At 66.4% G+C, this 18,338-nt stretch carries 12 protein-coding genes; 8 read left to right on the top strand and 4 right to left on the bottom strand.

The features are described from left to right. Nucleotide 1: 1 nt before the first annotated feature. Complete coding sequence (locus FB460_RS01305) at nucleotides 2-2,077, bottom strand: alpha-1,4-glucan--maltose-1-phosphate maltosyltransferase (protein ID WP_425466946.1); 2,076 nt, start codon at nucleotides 2,075-2,077, stop codon at nucleotides 2-4. A gap of 582 nt (nucleotides 2,078-2,659) precedes the next feature. Here FB460_RS01305 and glgP point away from each other — a divergent pair. The 3 genes from glgP to FB460_RS01290 all read left to right on the top strand — a co-directional run bounded on the left by glgP (nucleotide 2,660) and on the right by FB460_RS01290 (nucleotide 8,733). Beyond that, a complete protein-coding gene (glgP, locus tag FB460_RS01300; RefSeq protein ID WP_142092327.1) occupies nucleotides 2,660-5,224 on the top strand; it encodes an alpha-glucan family phosphorylase in 2,565 nt (854 codons plus the stop codon). Nucleotides 5,225-5,422: 198 nt separating this feature from the next. After that, nucleotides 5,423-5,800 (top strand): hypothetical protein, encoded by a 378-nt coding sequence (locus FB460_RS01295; RefSeq protein ID WP_142092326.1) that lies wholly within the window; start codon nucleotides 5,423-5,425, stop codon nucleotides 5,798-5,800. A gap of 14 nt (nucleotides 5,801-5,814) precedes the next feature. Beyond that, nucleotides 5,815-8,733, top strand: a complete 2,919-nt coding sequence (locus FB460_RS01290; protein WP_246044274.1) for an arabinosyltransferase domain-containing protein — start codon at nucleotides 5,815-5,817, stop codon at nucleotides 8,731-8,733. Here the strand turns inward: FB460_RS01290 and glgX are convergent, their stop codons facing one another. Beyond that, entirely contained in the window at nucleotides 8,734-10,860 is a 2,127-nt protein-coding gene (gene glgX / locus FB460_RS01285; RefSeq protein ID WP_142093286.1) for a glycogen debranching protein GlgX, read from the bottom strand. 319 nt (nucleotides 10,861-11,179) lie between these two features. Here glgX and FB460_RS01280 point away from each other — a divergent pair, with 319 nt between their 5' ends. Then, a complete protein-coding gene (locus FB460_RS01280; RefSeq protein ID WP_170209896.1) occupies nucleotides 11,180-11,956 on the top strand; it encodes an electron transfer flavoprotein subunit beta/FixA family protein in 777 nt (258 codons plus the stop codon). Nucleotides 11,957-11,983: 27 nt separating this feature from the next. After that, nucleotides 11,984-12,928, top strand: a complete 945-nt coding sequence (locus FB460_RS01275) for an electron transfer flavoprotein subunit alpha/FixB family protein (protein WP_142092324.1) — start codon at nucleotides 11,984-11,986, stop codon at nucleotides 12,926-12,928. 129 nt (nucleotides 12,929-13,057) lie between these two features. Here FB460_RS01275 and FB460_RS01270 read toward each other — a convergent pair whose 3' ends face one another. Then, the gene (locus FB460_RS01270) at nucleotides 13,058-14,092 is read right to left on the bottom strand and encodes a Glu/Leu/Phe/Val dehydrogenase dimerization domain-containing protein (protein ID WP_142092323.1); all 1,035 of its coding nucleotides are present in this window, start codon (nucleotides 14,090-14,092) and stop codon (nucleotides 13,058-13,060) included. A gap of 83 nt (nucleotides 14,093-14,175) precedes the next feature. Between FB460_RS01270 and FB460_RS01265 the strand changes: the two genes are divergently transcribed. Then, nucleotides 14,176-15,315: a cysteine desulfurase family protein gene (locus FB460_RS01265; RefSeq protein WP_142092322.1), complete on the top strand. Its 1,140-nt coding sequence runs from the start codon at nucleotides 14,176-14,178 to the stop codon at nucleotides 15,313-15,315. A gap of 146 nt (nucleotides 15,316-15,461) precedes the next feature. Here the strand turns inward: FB460_RS01265 and FB460_RS01260 are convergent, their stop codons facing one another. After that, nucleotides 15,462-16,022, bottom strand: coding sequence for a low molecular weight protein-tyrosine-phosphatase (locus FB460_RS01260; RefSeq protein WP_142092321.1), 561 nt, complete (start codon nucleotides 16,020-16,022; stop codon nucleotides 15,462-15,464). Nucleotides 16,023-16,151: 129 nt separating this feature from the next. On the opposite strand from FB460_RS01260, the gene mnmA reads away from it, so the two are divergent. Together mnmA and FB460_RS01250 are read left to right on the top strand one after the other, a co-directional pair. Next, nucleotides 16,152-17,252, top strand: a complete 1,101-nt coding sequence (mnmA, locus tag FB460_RS01255) for a tRNA 2-thiouridine(34) synthase MnmA (RefSeq protein ID WP_142092320.1) — start codon at nucleotides 16,152-16,154, stop codon at nucleotides 17,250-17,252. Further along, nucleotides 17,249-18,253, top strand: a complete 1,005-nt coding sequence (locus FB460_RS01250) for a uroporphyrinogen decarboxylase/cobalamine-independent methonine synthase family protein (RefSeq protein WP_142092319.1) — start codon at nucleotides 17,249-17,251, stop codon at nucleotides 18,251-18,253. Before mnmA ends, FB460_RS01250 begins: the two co-directional genes overlap by 4 nt. The last annotated feature ends 85 nt before the right edge of the window (nucleotides 18,254-18,338 follow it).

Here is an 18,338-nt window from a genome sequence, read left to right as displayed (position 1 = left end):
ATCACCCGATACGGACGGTGAAGATGTGGGCTGGGTTGGAGGGTTCGAGACGCACGTAGTTGCGCGGCCCCCAGCGGTATTCGGCACCGGTGACCATGTCATGCATCTCGAGGACCGCGTCCTGCGGGACGCCGAGGGCCTCGTGGTCGATGTACACCTCGGACTCCACCGGATTGTGCGGATCGAGGGAACAGACCACGAACACGATGTTGGCGTCCTCCGCCGAGCTGGAACGCTTGCTGTAGGCGATCACCTGATCGTGCGGGACATGGTGGAAATCGATGTGACGCAGCTGCTGCAGCGCGGGGTTCTCCCGACGCAGACGGTTGAGCAGACCGATGAACCCGTTGAGGTTGCCACGAGCCCCACCGGACCAGTCGCGGGGACGGAACTCATACTTTTCCGAATCGAGGTACTCCTCGCCACCGATCTTCAGGGGGTCCCCCTCGAACAGTTCGAAGCCCGAGTACACACCCCAGGTGGGGGAGAGCGTCGATGCCAGCACCGCGCGGATCGCGAATCCCGCCGGGCCGGAGGTCTGGAGGAAGCGCGGGTTGATGTCGGGGGTGTTGACGAAGAAGTTGGGGCGGTAGAACGAATCCATCTCGGTGGAGAGCTCGCCGAGGTACTCCTCGATCTCCCACTTCTCGTTGCGCCACGTGAAATACGTGTACGACTGCTGGAAACCGATCTTGCCGAGAGTGTGCATGCGCTCGGGGTTGGTGAACGCCTCGGCGAGGAAGATGACCTCGGGGTGATTCTTCCGCACCTCGGCCAGCAGCCACTGCCAGAATTCGAATGGTTTGGTGTGCGGGTTGTCGACACGGAAGATCGTGACCCCGCGGTCGATCCAGAAGTTGATCAGCCGCAACGACTCGGCATAGATCCCCTGGGGGGCGCGATCGAAGTTGATCGGGTAGATGTCCTGATACTTCTTGGGCGGATTCTCGGCATAGGCGATGGTGCCGTCGAGCCGCTCGGAGAACCACTCGGGATGCTCGGTCACCCACGGGTGGTCCGGGGAGGCCTGTAGAGCGAAATCGAGTGCCACTTCCATGCCGAGCTCGTGCGCGCGGGCGACGAAGCGGCCGAACGCATCGAAATCGCCGAGCTCGGGGTGGATGGCGTCATGTCCGCCGGTGGTGTTGCCGATCGCCCAAGGAGATCCCGGGTCTCCCGGTTCGGGGGTCAAGGTGTTGTTGGGGCCCTTGCGGAAGGCGTCACCGATCGGATGGATCGGGGGGAGGTACACGACGTCGAAGCCCATGGCTGCTGCGGCCTCGAGACGCTCATGGCTGGAGTCGAAGGTGCCGGAGACCCACTGTCCGTTCTCGTCGCGGTACGCACCCTGAGAACGGGGGAAGAACTCGTACCAGGCGCCGAACAGGGCACGCTGACGGTCGCAGTACAACGGGAACTCCTGGGTCGGGGAGATGAGGCGACGCGGGCGGTGCTGCGCCATCAACTCCCGGGCGGCAGCGCCGAGGATCTCGGCATCACGCTCGGGGTCCGGGGTGTCGGCGGTATCGGGATCGCTGAGCTGCGCCAGCCGACGAAGGGCAGCGGCGTCGTCCTGGGAGATCGGATCGGCGGCGTCCGCGGCTTCGTTGAAGAGCGCACGGCCCTCCATCAGCATGAGGGCAACGTCCATGCCTGCGGCCAACTTCACCTCGGCGTTGTGATGCCAGGTCTCCCACGGGTCATCCCAGGCCTCGACGCGGAATGTCCACGGGCCCTCGGTGTCGCAGCTGACCCAGGCCTCGTAACGATTCCACCCCTTGGGTTCACAGGGCGTCATCTCCCACGTGTGCTGGGTGCCGTCCGGTGCTGTCAACACCGCCGTGCCGGCCACGGCGTCGTGTCCTTCGCGGAAGTAGGTGGCGCGGATCGGGAACTCCTCGCCGACCGTCGCCTTCGCCGGATGGGTCCCGTCCTCGATCACGGGGGAGACCTTCACCACCGGGATCCGCCCGATGGAGGTCGCCGGAGGCAGGGGGGTCCTGGCAGCCGAATCACTGCGGCTGGCGGCGGCTGCCGCGTCGTCGTTACGGGGGTCTTGGACTGGCTGTTCCGTCACGTCGGCCAATCTAGCGAATTAGCCGTGACGCCACGTGACGCGGGGGAGTGCACGTGAGGAACGTCTGCGCTCACGCTCGGCGGCGTGACCACGGCGTAGATCAGTGTGATCAGCAGGAGGAACGCCCGCGCTCACGTTCGATGGCGAGTTCGGCCTCGAACCGACACCGCATGCGCGCCGGATCCTCGTTCGGGAAACCGACGACTCCTCGTGCGGGCAGCCGACGTGGAACCGCTCGAGTTGCGCGAGGAAAATTCAGGTTTACGCGGAACACAGCGCGGGTGGACCGGCGCCCCTCACATACGTGGAAAAACTTTTAGGACACATCCCGTCCTCGATAGCCGAGAATCTGCCCCTGTGAGGGGTGGATGCGGACACGGTCTGTCCTAAAAGAAAATCGATGCGTGTAGGGGCTCAATGGGCCGAGCCCGGTCTTCCTGAGCGAGCCCCTGTTCTTCTGGGCGGGAGGTGTGAGCTGGCGGTGGTGCCGCGTCGGTGTCGAGTCCCGCATCTCCCGAGGCGGGAGACGCAACGAGTGGTGGGGTGGTGATATGTGTCGTGGGCATCGGATAGCTTGGCCACGTGCGAGCCATCAAGCAGTTCCGTATCAAGCCCGTCCTCCCCGAAGCCCTCCGACCCCTTGGCGTTCTCGCCGCGAACCTGCGTTGGTCGTGGCACGACCGAACGCGTGAGATGTTCCGAGCCATCGACCCACTGGTGTGGGATGAGGTCCATCACGATCCGATAGCCCTGCTCTCTCGGGTTTCCCCCGAGCGCTTGGCAGCCCTGGCCGAAGACCAGAAGTTCGTCCGCAACCTGACCGTTCTGGCCGAAGACCTCGAGCACTACATGGAATCCCCGCGCTGGTTCCAACGTCATGGGCATCAGAACGTCGAGAAACTGCCCACCGGCATCGCCTACTTCTCCGCCGAGTTCGGCGTCAGCGAAGTGCTCCCGGTGTACTCCGGTGGCCTGGGCATCCTCGCCGGTGACCACCTCAAGGCAGCCAGCGACCTCGGCGTCCCCCTCATCGGCGTCGGTCTGCTCTACCGCCACGGCTACTTCCGCCAGTACCTCGACGCGAGCGGTTGGCAGCAGGAGCGTTACCCGACGCTCCACAACGCCGAATTGCCGGTCAAGCCGCTGCAGGACGGCGACACCACCGTCACCGTGCAGGTGCCGATCCGCGGCCGCACACTGACCGCCGAGGTCTGGGTGGCACAGGTGGGACGCATCCCGCTGCTGCTGATGGATGCCGACATCGACGCCAACGACGCCGACCTGCGACTGGTGACCGACCGCCTCTACGGCGGCGGTGCCCAGCACCGTCTCGACCAGGAGGTGCTCCTGGGCATCGGCGGCGTGCGCGCGGTGCGTCAGTTCTGCCGCATCGAAGGACGCGAGGCGCCGGACGTCTACCACTGCAACGAGGGCCACGCCGGTTTCCTCGGTCTCGAACGCATCCGTGAGTACATGGACGAGGGTGCCGATTTCGACGCCGCGCTCGAGCGCACACGCGCCGGAAACGTCTTCACCACGCACACCCCGGTGCCCGCCGGTATCGACCGCTTCGACCGTCAGATGGTGTCCGACCAGTTCCGCGATTTCGGCCTCCCGCTGGACCGGGTCATGGCGCTGGGCGCCGAGGATTACCCCGGGGGCGATCCGCACCGTCACAACATGGCCGTCATGGGGCTGCGACTCGGCCAGCGAAGCAATGGCGTCTCGCAGCTCCACGGTGAGGTCTCCCGCGAGATGTTCCATGGCCTGTGGCCCGGATTCACCGAGGACGAGGTGCCGATCGGCGCGGTCACCAACGGCGTCCACCACCGCACGTGGGTACACCCCGAGCTGCTCGAACTGCTCGACTCGCCCACCGACGACAACCACAACGTCATCGACGGGGTCGACTGGTCCGCGGCCCAGCGCGTCGATGCCAACACCCTGTGGTCGTTGAAGCGACAGATGCGTGGCGACCTGGTCAACATGGCCCGCGAGCGCCTGCGTCTGAGCTGTCAGAAGCGCGGGATGAGCGATGACTGGGTGGATGGTGCCCTCGACCCGAACATCCTGACGCTCGGCTTCGCGCGCCGTGGCGCGTCCTACAAGCGTCTGACGCTGATGCTCAAGGACACCGAGCGACTCAAGCGTCTGCTGTTGGATCCGGAGCGGCCGATCCAGATCGTGATCGCCGGCAAGGCCCATCCGGCCGACGACACGGGCAAATCGCTCATCCAGACGATGGTGCAGTTCGCCGATCAGGAGGACGTGCGTCACCGGATCGTCGTGCTCCCCGACTACGACATCTCGCTGGCCCGTCCGCTGTACCCCGGCTGTGACGTGTGGGTGAACAACCCGCTGCGTCCCTACGAGGCGTGCGGCACCTCGGGTATGAAGGCCGCCCTCAACGGCGCGGCCAACCTCTCGATCCGCGACGGTTGGTGGGACGAGCTGTTCGCCCCCGAGTTCGGCTGGGAGATCCCGTCGGCCGAGGGCATCAGCGATCCCGAACTGCGTGACCGTGCCGAGGCTGCGTCGTTGTACGACATCATCGAACATCAGGTGGTGCCGCGTTTCTACGACGTCGACGCCAACGGTCTGCCCCTCGAGTGGATCCAGATGATGCGCGACAACATCTCGCACCTGGGCCCGGACATCCTCGCCTCGCGCATGGTGCGTGACTACGTGGAGCAGTACTACGCACCCGCATCCCTCTCGGCATCCAAGCTGGACGCCGAATCCGCGGGCGACCTCGCCCACTGGAAGAACCGTGTGCGTACCGAATGGCATCACGTCCGGATCGAGGATGTGACGCTGCGCTGTGGTGACGCCGAGATCACCCGCGCGTTCCAGCTGAACGAGGGAGACCCGGTCGATGTCGAATGTGATGTGCACCTGGGCGCGCTGACTCCCGATGACGTGGCCGTGCAGCTCGTGTTCGGCGACGTGGACGAGAACGGTGAGTTGGACAACCTCCGGATCGTCGACGTGACCGGCGTGGACGATCTGGGCGACAACCACTACCGGTACAAGACACGGGACAAGGCCACGATCACCGGTCCTCGTGGATGCACGATCCGTGTGGTGCCGCGCAACGAGCAGCTCTCGACGATCGCCGAACTGGGACTGGCCACGTTGGCTGGCTGACGGTCTGCCAGGCCCTGTGGCCCTGATCGTGTGAAACGGCCCTCGAACTTCGGTTCGGGGGCCGCTTCTGTCATATCTCGATCCGGTCCGGGGCACGGCCCGCAGCCTCCTGCCTGGTCAGAGCACTCATTGTGGATGTCTTGCGTATTGACATACTCAGGCAGAGGCTCATAAGACATCACGTACAAGGACGAGTGGATGGACAGCGATATCCGTAACGAGATTGCCGGGTATCTGAGAGAGCATGTCGCAGAGCAACTCAGGCCGGCGGTAGAACGTGGGGAGCTCGCGGTCCGTTCGGTGAAGCTGGGCGTTGAGCGCCCCTTCGTGGTGACTGCGGAATTCAAGCGCCCAGGGCTGGATTACTGGTGCGGACGGATGGACATATTGAGACCGGAGCCGGACTATGGGTGGGCCGCTTACTTTTTCGTGAGCGAGGTTGTAGAGCCGACGGACTACAGCCGTGCGGTGAAGGATGCTGATGGCACGCGGTGGATTGTCGGGATTCCGCCGCGATTACCAGCCGAGTGTGAGCTTCTCGAAGGGGAACACCGTCAGAGCCGGGGGCGGGTCTAGGGTTGTCGGCTGTGATGTGGCGTGTGCATCTTCCGATCGCGGCTCTGGCCCTGGTGGCCGGCATGCTCCTTGCGCTCTTTCCGCTGATGCCCGTCATGGAACGGACGCTGCACTACTCGTGGTCGTCGACCGAGGGCGACGTCGAGGTTCCCCTGAATCCCTATCGGCCCGCTGGCATCACCGTGACGATCTCCGGAGATGTCCCGGAGGGCCCGTTGATGGAGACGGTGCGCTCGGCCGATCCCATGCTGCAGGAACAGGCGCTCGAGGTGGAACGCCGCGGTGATGAACTGGAGGCGCGGATCGGTGGGGCATCGGTGTCCCACAGCTTCCCGGAGAAGACGACGGATCCGCTCTACCTCGAGATCGATGAAGAGGCCCTGGTGATGACGTCGACCCCGGGTCGGGTCGATACGACCGAGGAACACTCGATCATCCGAGAGGATCACCGTCCCGCGATCGACTCGCTCGCGTTGACCCCGGAGGCGCAAGCAGCCGGTACGCGCATTGACGTGAGCATGAGGGCCGACACCCGCTTCGACACCCGTCCCACCCGCGCGAAGATCATCGTCGGAGTCGCGGCCGGTGTCATGCTGATGGCGGCATTCGTGCTGCTGGCCTGGGCCGCTCCACGGCGTCCACCTCCGTCGTCGAGGTGGCGCCCACGGTGGGAGGACGCCGCGGTCCTGTTCGCCACCGCGTTCGGGGTCGTGGCCGGAGGAGCCACCGATGACGACGGCTTCATCCGGCTCATCGCCGGTACGGCCGAGACCAACGGCTTCATCGGCAACTACGTGCGGTGGAACAACGTGCCCGAAGCCCCCTTCGGGTGGCAGTACCAGATCATCGCCCGACTCGGAGAGATCTCCTGGGAACCTGTCTGGCTGCGACTGTGGCCCTGGGTTCTGGCTCTGGTCGGCTGGGGAATCCTGCGTCACGGGCTCCTGCCGCGTCTGATCCCGGGCGCCGGACGCTGGTCGAGAGCGGCGCTCACCGCCACGTTCCTGCTCGGCTGGCTTGTCTACGGCAACTCCCTGCGTCCAGAACTCTTCTTCGCCGTCGGCACGGCGATCGTGTTACTGCTCGTGCTGGACGCGCACACCCGTGAATCCCTGGTGCCGCTGGTGCTCGCCTGCGCGGTGGCGTCGTGGACGATCGGCACCGGCCCCACGGGCCTGTGGGCCGTGACGCCCCTGATCCTCGCGGCTCCCATGCTGTGGCGCTGGATTCGTCGACGCCCGGTGTGGGAGTACGCCGCGGCCGGAATCCTGGGCCTCGCCTCGCTGGGGTCGGTCTTCCTCGCGATGTTCGCCGATCAGAGCCTCGGTACGGTCATCGCCGCCACCGACGCCCGCACCGCCTACGGCCCCATCTACCCGGTCTGGATGGATCCTCTGCGCTACTTCCGGCTCTTCATGTCATTCGCGACCAGACAGATCGTCACCTACTGGGCGGTCCTGGCACTCGGCGCGGTTCTGGTCCTCGTGGCCGGACGGCGGCTGCCGCGGGTGCCCGGGGTGGACGTTCGCGCCTGCCGACTCATGGTGTGGACCGCCCTGGCTCTGGTGCCGGTCATGGCCGTCAGCCCCACCAAACTTCCGCACCACTTCGGGGCACTGATCCTCATCGGCCCCCTGGCCGCCGGGGTGGTGGTGCACGTGATGCTCGCCGATGAACCTCCCGAGCGCCTCCGACCCTGGCTCACCGGTGCCCTCGTGGGGCTTACCGCAGCGTTCACCGGGCTCGCGTTCCACCGGGCCAACACGTGGTGGAAGCTCGGGACCCTCGGGCACATCGCCGACACCAAACCTCTGGCCATCGCCGGCGTCCCCCTGTGGCCGGGGCTGGTCGCGGCCGGGATCGCCCTGGGCATCGTGGCGTGGTGGACGCAGCGACGCCGACGCGCCATCGTCAGGTTCTGGGCGGTCGTGTTGGCGGTGGCCCAGGTGGGCTTCACCGTCGGGACCTTCGCGAACACCGCCCAGGCGATGGCTCGCCGGGATCCGTTGACCCCGGGCGGCCCCTACACGATGGGGGCGGCCGCCCTGGACGCCATGCGGGCCGACGGGTGCCGACTCGAGGAGAGCCTCGCCGTCGAACTCGATCCGGCAGCGGGCGTTCTCGATCTGGAACCTGCGGCCAAACAGCGGATGCGCACCGACCCCGGCATCGGACTGCCCGTGTGGCGGGCCGAGGGGAGGGACTCGTTCGAATCCGGATGGATCGACATCCCGGACGCGGTGAGCACCGGTGAACTGCCGATCGTCATCCCGGTGGCCGGGGCCGACGAAGCCCACCGGGTGCGGGTCGAGTACGACGACGGGACCACCGAGGACCTTGACCCGATCCTGAAATTTCTGGGCACCAGTGATTACAGCGACATCCGCATCCATCCGCCCACGGGAGCATCCACCTTCAGGGTCGTCGCCGAATCCGACGGGCCGGCGACGTGGCGTCGCAACATCCTGGACGGGGCCCCAGCCCCTGGGCCGAACGGTGAACTGGTCGACTTCGTCGTCGCCGCCCCCCGCGTGCCCGAGGTGACGCCCTTCACCGACCTCGTCGACGACGCAACGGTGGCCACTGCCTGGAACCTCGCGTTCTTCACACCCTGCCTCGACCAGCCTGCACCCCATCCGGGCACAGTGGAGATTCCGGACTTCATCCTGTCGGACTCCGAACGGCCCGGAAGCATCGCCTTCCAATCCAAGAACGGAGGCCCGTTCGCGTCGGCCATCGGACTGCGGGAACCGGTCCGGATCCCGCTCTACGTACCCGGTGACCATGACGAATCCGCCCTCAACGCCCTCGACCTGATCGAGCTGCGGGGGCCGGATACACCAGAGCTGGCGCCCTCCCGAAACGCCGAGGCCCCACGCTCCGGCTGGAACGTGGGGCCCGACATCGCGCTTCCGGGCGCGGGTGGAAGCTGATCAGTCGTCGCGAAGACCCACCGCGTCGGCCTCTGTGGCGAACGGGTTGGGGAGCAGCGCCTCGAGCAGCACGAGGGAGCGTCCCGGGATATGCAGACGCGATCCACCTTCAAGGATCTGATCGGCGTCGGGGAAATCACCGGCGAATCCGCTGTGCGCCACGGCCCGCCACGACTGCGCGAACGGCTCACCGGGCAGAACCACCTCGGTGGCCTCGGCGCCGGCATGCACGAACACCAGGAAGGCCTCGTCCTCGGTGGAGGTGTAGCGGCCGAGCGTGCGACGACCGGGATCATTCCACTCGCCCTCACCCATCTCGGTGCCCTCGTTGCCGAACCACGTGAGGTCAAAGCGCCCCACGCCGGTTCCATCGACCTGGATCTCATCGTGGGCGCCATAGGCAGCGCGATGCAGGGCTGGGTGCTCGGCGCGAAGGCGCAGCATCTCACGGGTCATGCCCATCAGATCGGCCCAGTTCTCCCGGGTGTCCCAATGGACCCAGGAGATGGGGGAGTCCTGACAGTAGGCGTTGTTGTTGCCCTCCTGCGTCCGACCCATCTCGTCGCCCGCGGTGATCATGGGCACGCCGGTGGAGAGCACCAGCGTCGCCATCATGTTCTTGACCTGACGGTGACGCAGGGCATTGATCTCCGGGTCGTCGGTCTCACCCTCGACGCCGCAGTTCCAGGAGCGGTTGTCGTCGTTGCCGTCGCGATTGTCCTCGCCGTTGGCCTCGTTGTGTTTGTGGTCGTAGGTGACGAGGTCACGGAGGGTGAAGCCGTCGTGCGCGGTGATGAAGTTGATCGACGCCTGGCTGTCGCGTCCGTCCTGATAGATGTCACCCGAACCGCTGAGCCGGGATGCCAGCTCCCCGACGCCGCTGGTGGCTCCGCGCCAGAAGTCACGGATGTAATTGCGGAAGCGATCGTTCCATTCGCTCCATCCGGGGCCCCAGGCGCCGACCTGGTATCCGTACGGGCCCATGTCCCAGGCCTCGGCGATCATCTTGATCCCGTCGAAGGCCGGATCCTCGGCAATGCGTCGCTTGAACTCGTGGTTCTGGTCAACGTGATGGTTCTCGTCACGGATCAGTTCCGAGGCGAGATCGAAACGGAACCCGTCGACGCCCATCTCGGTGACCCAGTAGCGCATGGAGTCGAGGATCAGCTCGAGCACCCCCGGCTGGGAGGTGTCCACCGAGTTACCGCAGCCGGTCACGTCGTAGTCGTTGTGGAGATCGTCGGTGAGGCGGTAGTAGCCGCCATGGTCGATGCCCCGGTAGGAGAGCGTCGGGCCCTCGTGGCCACCCTCGCCGGTGTGGTTGTAGACCACATCGAGGATGACCTCGATGCCCGCTTCGTGCAGCGCCGAGACCATCTCCTTCCATTCGGCGACCTGTTCGCCCCGGGTGCCGGACCATGCATACGCAGCGTGTGGGGCGAAGAAGCCCATGGAGTTGTAGCCCCAGTAGTTCGAGAGACCGCGTCCCACGATGAAGGGCTCGGAGACGAAATGGTGGCAGGGGAGAAACTCGACCGCCGTGACGCCGATGTCCTTGAGGTGTTCGATGACGGCGGGGTAGGCGAAACCTGCGTATGTGCCACGCAGGTGTTCGGGGACCTGCGGATGCAGACGCGTGTACCCCTTGAGATGGGTCTCATAGATGACGCTCTGGTTCAGCGGCTTGCGTTCGGCGATCGGAGTCGGTGGCTCGGACTCGGCCACCACGACCGACCACGGGACGGCTCCTGCCGAGTCGGTGGGATCGAGCTCGTAGGCGTCGTCGGCGGGATGGTCCAGGATCGGGCCGTTGTAGTCGACACCGGCGGTGATCGCACGGGCATAGGGATCGAGCAGGAGGCGAGCGGGATTGAAGCGTTGGCCCTTGCCTGGGGCCCATTCGCCGTGCACGCGGTAGCCGTAGATCGCTCCGGCCTCCACGCCGGGAACGTGCACCTCCCATACTCCCTCATCGTCGGGGCCCGCCATGTCGTGGTTGATCTGGTGATCCTGATCATCGAGCAGAGCCAGTTCCACTCGCTCGGCACGGGGTGCCCAGAGTGTGAAGCGGCAGCCGCTGTCGTCGAGATGGGCGCCCAGTCGCGCAGTGTCCTGTGGTGCCGGCATGCGCGGGGGGATGGCGTGCTTCGCGTCGATGTCGGTGGGAGACGGATCGCCGACATGGTCGGTCATGGTTCCTCCTGGGGGGACGTCTTCGCCACGGGGGCCCGCGGACAGCAACGTGACTCTACCGGGTTCGGCCTGAATCCTTGACTTTCGGGCTCCCTGCGTGCCGTTCCGCCGGTTCGGTTAACGGCGGGTCACTGCAGTGTCGTCGGTGGTGTCTGTGAGAATGACTCGTGACGGATCGCTGGATGCAAATCTGGCACCCTCCGCACGTTACCGGCTGGTAATATGTGGGAAACCCAACTCATGGAGGAGTGAGATGAAGATCGTCACGCTGGTGAAATACGTGCCCGACGCCACGGGTGACCGCGAATTCGCCGATGACAACACCGTGGATCGCGACGCCGCCGATGGGCTCCTCAGTGAGCTCGATGAGTATGCGGTCGAGCAGGCGCTCCAGATCAAGGAGGCCGGCGACGACGTCGAGGTCGTTGCATTGACCATGGGCGACGACGACGCGTCGGACGCCATCAAGAAGGCCCTTCAGATGGGTGCTGACGCCGGCATCCATGTGTGCGATGACGATATCCACGGGTCGGACGCCATGGTCACCAGCAAGATCCTCGCAGCCGCGATCGAGAAGATCGGTCCCGATCTGGTGGTGACCGGCATGTCGTCCACCGATGGCGGTATGGGCGTCATGGGCGCGATGCTCGCCGAGCGCCTCGGCTGGGCGCAGGTGACCATGGGCTCGGAGGTCTCGGTCGATGGTGGCACGGTGAAGCTCAAGCGCGACACCGACACCAGCACCCAGCACATCGAAGCGGCGCTGCCGGCCATCGTGTCGGTCACCGACCAGTCGGGTGAGGCCCGCTACCCGTCGATGAAGAACATCATGGCCGCCAAGAAGAAGAAGGTCGACGAGTGGGATCTCGATGACCTCGACCTCGAGGACGCCGGTATGGAGGCCTCGTACACGCAGGTCACCGAAACCAATGAGCGTCCGCCGAAGGAGGCCGGACGCGTCGTGACCGACGAGGACGGCTCCGGAGCCGCTGAACTGGTCGAGTTCCTCTCCGCCGGCAAGTACCTCTGACCCCCACCTGAGCCAAGGAGACACGAAATGTCGAACGTAGTTGTCATCGCCGAAGTCGTGGATGGGGCCGTCACCAAGCCCACGCTCGAACTGCTGACCATCGCCCGCCGAATCGGTGAGCCCATCGCCGTCGTGTTCGGCACCGCCGGCGACGCCGCCGCCAAGCTCGGAGAGTACGGCGCAGCCAAGGTGCTCGAGGTGGCTGACGCGGCCTGTGCCGAGTACCTCGTGGCGCCCAAGGCCGAGGCCGTGCACCAGATCGTGCAGGCCAACGACCCGGCCGCAGTGCTGTTCCCCAGCAGCATCGAGAGCAAGGAGATCGCCGCTCGCGTCGCGGTCAAGCTCGATTCGGGCCTGATCACCGATGCTGTCGACGTGCAGGCCGACGGCACCGCGACCCAGTCGGTGTTCGCCGGTGGCTGGAGCGTCACCGGCAAGGTGACCACGGGCACCCCGGTGATCACGGTCAAGCCGAACGCCGCCGACCCCGAGCCGGCCGCCGCCGCAGGAACCGTCGAGGCCTTCACCGCGACCATCAGCGATGCCGCGAAGGGCGCGAAGGTCGCCTCCGAGGAACCCAAGGCCGCCAGCGGACGCCCCGAGCTCACCGGCGCGGGGATCGTCGTCTCGGGCGGCCGCGGCACCGGCGGCGACTTCGGCCCCGTTGAAGCGCTCGCCGATGAACTCGGCGCAGCCGTGGGCGCATCGCGCGCCGCCGTCGACTCGGGCTGGTACCCGCACGCCTACCAGGTGGGCCAGACCGGCAAGACGGTCTCGCCGCAGCTCTACGTGGCCGCCGGCATCTCCGGTGCCATCCAGCACCGGGCCGGTATGCAGACGTCCAAGGCCGTCGTGGCCATCAACAAGGACGAGGAGGCGCCCATCTTCGAGATGAGCGACCTGGGCATCGTCGGCGACCTGCACACCGTGCTGCCTGCCGCCAGCGAGGGCGTCAAGCAGAAGAAGGCCTGACCGCCGGTTCACATGGCACCAGAGCCCCGGTTCCGATTTCGAACACGAACTCGGAACCGGGGCTCTTCGTTGCCGTGGCGCTCTTCGTCGTCGTTGCCGTGGCAGGGCTGACCGCCGACGGCTTTCGCGTCAGGCCTGGCCGGCGAGCCGACGCACGGCCCGCGCCAAGGAGGCTGCGATCGGCGTCGCATCGGTCTCCTCGGCTTCGGCGAGTACCTCCGCGACGCGAGTGCCGATGCGTTGAAGGGCGGCGTCGAGTTCGAGATCGGACCATCCCACCTCGCCGGCGTGCACCTGGAGCACTCCACCGGCGTTGGCGATGAAGTCGGGCACGAACGTGATGCCACGCGCCTTGAGGTCGTCGGCCACCTCGGGGCGATCCAGTGTGTCGTTCGCGGCACCGGAGATGATGCGGCACCGCAGCTGGGGCACAACCTCACCGGTGATGACCCGCGCCACCGCGCAGGGCGCGAGCACATCGCAGTCGCTCAGGAGCACTGCATCGGGGTCGACCACCGCGCCACCGATCGAATCTGCCACCTGACGGGCACGTTCGGCGTCGACATCGGCGATGAGGACCTGGGCACCATCCTCGGCTGCGAACCGAGCGAGGTTGGCCCCCACATGGCCGGCCCCCTGGACCGCGACGCGCACTCCTGCCATATCGCGATCCAATTCATGGCGCACGGCGGCACGCATGGCCGCGTATGCGCCGGTGGCGGTGTAGGGGCCCGGGTCGGCGTCGGCACAGAAGGCCCGGGCCCCCGACTCCCGGATGACCTGCATGTCCGAGACCAGCGTGCCCATGTCGACCCCCGGGATGTATGTGCCCGCGGTACGGCTGACGAACTCACCAAAGCGGCGCATCAGGGCGGTGCGTTCCTCGCTCCCTTCGTCGGGCAGAGGACCCTCGGCCATGATCACCGACTTCGCGCCGCCGTAGGGAAGCTCTGCGAGCGCATGTTTGAGGGTCATCGCCGCCGCGAGACGCTGGGCCTCGGCAACCGCCGCTGCCTGGCTGGCATAGGGGCGCCACCGGGTGCCTCCGAAGCCGGGGCCGAGGGTGGTGTCGTCGATCGCGATGACGGCCCGAAGACCGAGGTCGTCATCGCGGCAGGTGATGACCTGTTCACTGGCGAATACATCAAAAGCGTCGTTGCTCATGTGTGCAGTGTGCCATCCAGCCAGAGTCTCGGCAGGATTCCGGTGCAGTCGGCGTGGTTCGCCTGTGGAAGTAGGGTGCGGCCATGCGACGCACCTACCTCGACCACGCGGCCAGCGCACCGCTGCGCCCCGAAGCCAGGGATGCCATGGCATCAGCATTCGAGGTGGTGGGTAATCCCGCGTCCCTGCACACCAGCGGACGCCGTGCCCGTTCGGTGTTGGAGGACGCTCGTGAAGATCTTGCCGAGGTGCTCGACGCCGAACCGGCGGAGGTGATCTTCACCAGCGGCGGCACCGAGGCCGACAACATCGCCCTGCAGGGGGGATGGGCCGGGCGACGCGCGGTGCGTCCGGGCATTGTGGTCTCATCCATCGAACATGCGGCCGTTCGGGAGACCGCGGCAGCCCTGTCGCTGCGTGGGGCGCGACTGGCTTTGTGGCCGGTGGGGACCGATGGGGTGGTGGTTCCCGGCTGGCTGGCCGATGCGTGTGACGACACCACGGGTGTGTGCTCCCTCATGTGGGTCAACAACGAGACCGGCGTCATCCAACCGGTCGAAGAGATGGCCGAGCACGCGCGGTCGGTGGGTGCGTGGTCGCACAGCGATGCGGTGCAGGCGTTCGGACATATACCGGTGTCCTTCCGTGACAGCGGCCTGGACATGATGACGATCTCGGCGCACAAACTGGGGGGACCGGTGGGGATCGGTGCTCTCGTGGTGCGGCGTGAGTGTGGCGTCGGGCCGGTGCAGTTCGGTGGATCACAGGAGCGTCTGCGGTCCGGCACCCAACTGGTCGCTCTGGCCGCCGGGTTCGCGGCGGCGGCACGTCAGTCGGCGCGCGTCGGCGTCGATGCCGAGGCTCTGCGACTGGGGGCATTGCGGGAGCGTGTCGTGGCTGCCGCTGCCGCGGAGGAAGGCGTGGATGTCCTGGGCGAGGGCGTCGAGAGCTCGCCCGCGATTGTGAACCTCCGCATCGCGGGCGCCCGCGCCGATGATGTTCTGATGCTCCTCGACGCCGCGGGCATCGACTGCTCCACGGGGTCGGCGTGTGAGGCGGGGCTGTCCCAGCCCAGTCACGTGGCGGCGGCCATGGGGCTCGGCACGGGGGCGTCGGAGACGGTCCGGTTCTCCTTCGGGTGGTCCACCACCGATGCCGACGTGGCCCATCTGCTGGAGGTGTTCGCCGACGTGGCCGCTCGAGCCAGGCTCGCCTCGCGTTGACCTGCACCTGCCGAGGCGGAGACGTTTCCCAAACGACGTTCATGCGCCAGTCTGGGATGGAGCTGTTCGTGCAACAGCGGCTTTTGCGGTGCTGGGCCCGTCTCAGAACTGGTGTTTCGGGGCTGGGCTGTTCGGAATGGGGGGTCTCAGGAATGGGGCGCGATGAGTTCGGCGACCAGGCCGTCGGCCCCCGCGACCACCGTCTGGAAGGTGGCCTCGAAATCATCGGTGTACCAGGGGTCGGGGACATCACACGAGTCGCTCGGTGGGAGATCGCCGCGCAAGCCGCCATCGGCAGTCAGGCAGCCGGATTCCAGTGGCTGCAGGCCGGTGCCGTCGAACTCTCGCCACAGATGGATCCGTGAGGTGTCGACGCCGAGATCGACCGCCAGGCGTCCCAGAGCGCGTGCATGCGCGCTGGTCATCGCGAGGATGAGTCCGGAGCCGCGCATCTCCTCACTCGTGACGCGGTGGGCGCGTCGGGTCGGCACCTCGAACCCACCTTCGCGGAGTCGGCGCTGAGCCGGTGGGTAGATCGGATTGCCGTCCTCCTCGGCCGAGACACCGGCGCTCACCACATCGAACTCCAGGCCGCTGGTGCGCAATCGATCACGCAGCACCACCTCGCCCATGGGGGAGCGGCAGATGTTTCCGGTGCATACGACGAGGATCTGGGGCAGAGAATCGAGAGCATGGGAGAAGCGCATGTGGACGATTCTCTCGTGCGCCGGCTGCACACATTCGGCGGGTCGATGACGGAGCCTGCGACGGCTCGTATGCCTGCCGGATGGCGCCTACACTGTCTCGGTGCCCCAGGCGAATGGGAGGTGGGCGAGATGCGGGTTCTGGCAGCCATGTCCGGTGGTGTCGATTCGGCGGTGGCCGCGGCGCGCATGGTCGATGCCGGTCATGACGTGACGGGCGTCCATCTGGCTCTCTCGAAGAACCCCCTGTCGTTCCGCTCCGGAGCACGAGGATGTTGCTCGAAGGAGGATGCACACGATGCGCGTCGTGCCGCTGACAGGCTCGGCATCCCCTTCTACATCTGGGACCTTTCGGATCGTTTCATCGACGATGTCGTCGAAGATTTCGTCAGTGAATACGCCGCTGGACGGACACCGAATCCATGCCTGCGGTGCAACGAGAAGATCAAATTCGCTGCTGTCCTCGAACGCGGCATGGCGCTGGGGTTCGACCTGGTCGCCACCGGCCACTACGCGCTTCTCGAGCGCCGTGAGGACGGACACACCAGTCTGCGGCGGGCGGTGGACGAGACCAAGGATCAGTCCTATGTGCTGGGCGTGCTGGATCAGCACCAGCTGCGGCACAGCGCGTTCCCGCTGGGGGACACCCGCAAGGTCGACATCCGTGCCGAGGCCGCCGAGCGAGGGCTCCGCGTCGCCACCAAACCCGATTCACACGACATCTGCTTCATCCCCGACGGCGACACCGCCGGATTCCTGGAATCGCGGCTCGGCGCGCGCACCGGTGACATCGTCGACGAATCCGGCGAGAAGGTGGGCGAACACGAGGGAACCCATCGTTTCACCGTGGGGCAGCGCAAGGGTCTTCGGCTGGGAACCCCGGCCCCCGATGGCAAGCCCCGTTACGTTCTCGGGATCACGCCGGTGACCAACACCGTCACCGTGGGGCCCAGGGAATCTCTCCGCGTGGCCCGGATCGGTGGGATCCGTCCGACATGGGCGGAGACGGAGGTGCATGACACCTGGCGTGGATTCGCCCAGGTTCGTGCCCACGGTGCGCCCATGGCCGCGACCATCTCGCACCGCGAATCCCAGCGCGTGGATGAGGAGCCCGCCGTGTGGGTGGAGCTCGATGAACCAACGACCGGTATCGCTCCGGGTCAGGCCGTCGTGCTGTACGACGAGGACCGGGTGGTTGGCTCGGCCACCATCGACGAGGCGGTTCCGGCATGATCACGCATGCGACCCTCGGTTCCTGGCCTGGAACCGATATCGCCGCCACGAGCCGCATGGTGTTGGGGGAATGCCCTGCTCATGCGCATGTACCCGAGATGCCCGATCGTGGGGCCCATGCGTCCATGGTCGGCCGGACATTGGGGATGATCACCGAACTCGGTGCCGATCTGCAGCCCAGCGGCTGGCGGCTCACCGATGGCTCTGGCTTGGATCAGCGTCGAGCAGCGACGATGCTTCGTGACGACGTGGAGATCTTCGCCGAGGCCGCGCAGGGGTTCGAGGGCGAGATCGTTCTCAGCGCCTCCGGCCCCTGGACGCTGGCGGCGATGGTGGAGCTCTCCCGCGGGCAGAAGGTGCTCGGCGACACCGGCGCGCGGCGCGACCTCGCACAGGCACTGCTTGCAGGACTGAGCGATCAGATCGTCCGCTTGGCGCGGCTCGTGCCCACTGCGAACATCCGTCTGCAACTCGATGAGCCCATGCTTCCAGCGGTGGCCACAGGGCGTATCCGTACCGCGAGCGGTTTCCGTCGCATCGCGGCGGTCGATGTTCCGGAGCTGGAGACCACGCTGGGAGATGTGGTGCGGGGAGTCGGCGCCAGCCTGGACGGCCGGGTGATGTTGCATTCCTGCGCGTCGGACTTCGATCCGGGTTTGGCTCGCCGGGTCGGTGCCGATGCTCTGGCGCTTGACCTGAGCGGGTCGGTGAAACCTGCCACCTTGGATGCCCTTGCCGCGCATCTGGAGAATGGTGGGCTGTTGTGGTGGGGGCTGCTGGCCACGAACCCTGTGGACGTCGTGCCCCGGCCCGATGCGCTCGTTGAACGGGCACTGCGACTGCTTCGCCCACTGGAATTGCCTGTGGAGATCTGGCTGGAGCGCGTGGTCCTGACACCAGCCTGCGGCCTCGCGGGGTGGACACCAAGCACGGCCATCGCCTCCGTGCGGGTCCTCCGCGAGACCGCAGGGGTCCTCAGCGAGGAGATCGGCTCAAGTTAGTGCACTGCGCAATGCAGCGTTTCATCCATGATCAACTCTCAGAGGGAAACGATCATGGATGAAACGCCGCAGTTCGCTCAGCGCC

The organism is Propioniferax innocua (assembly GCF_006716235.1).
GTDB classification, from domain to species: domain Bacteria; phylum Actinomycetota; class Actinomycetes; order Propionibacteriales; family Propionibacteriaceae; genus Propioniferax; species Propioniferax innocua.
The sequence above is the reverse complement of the archived record's forward strand: the minus strand, read 5'-3'. Positions and strand labels throughout refer to the sequence as shown.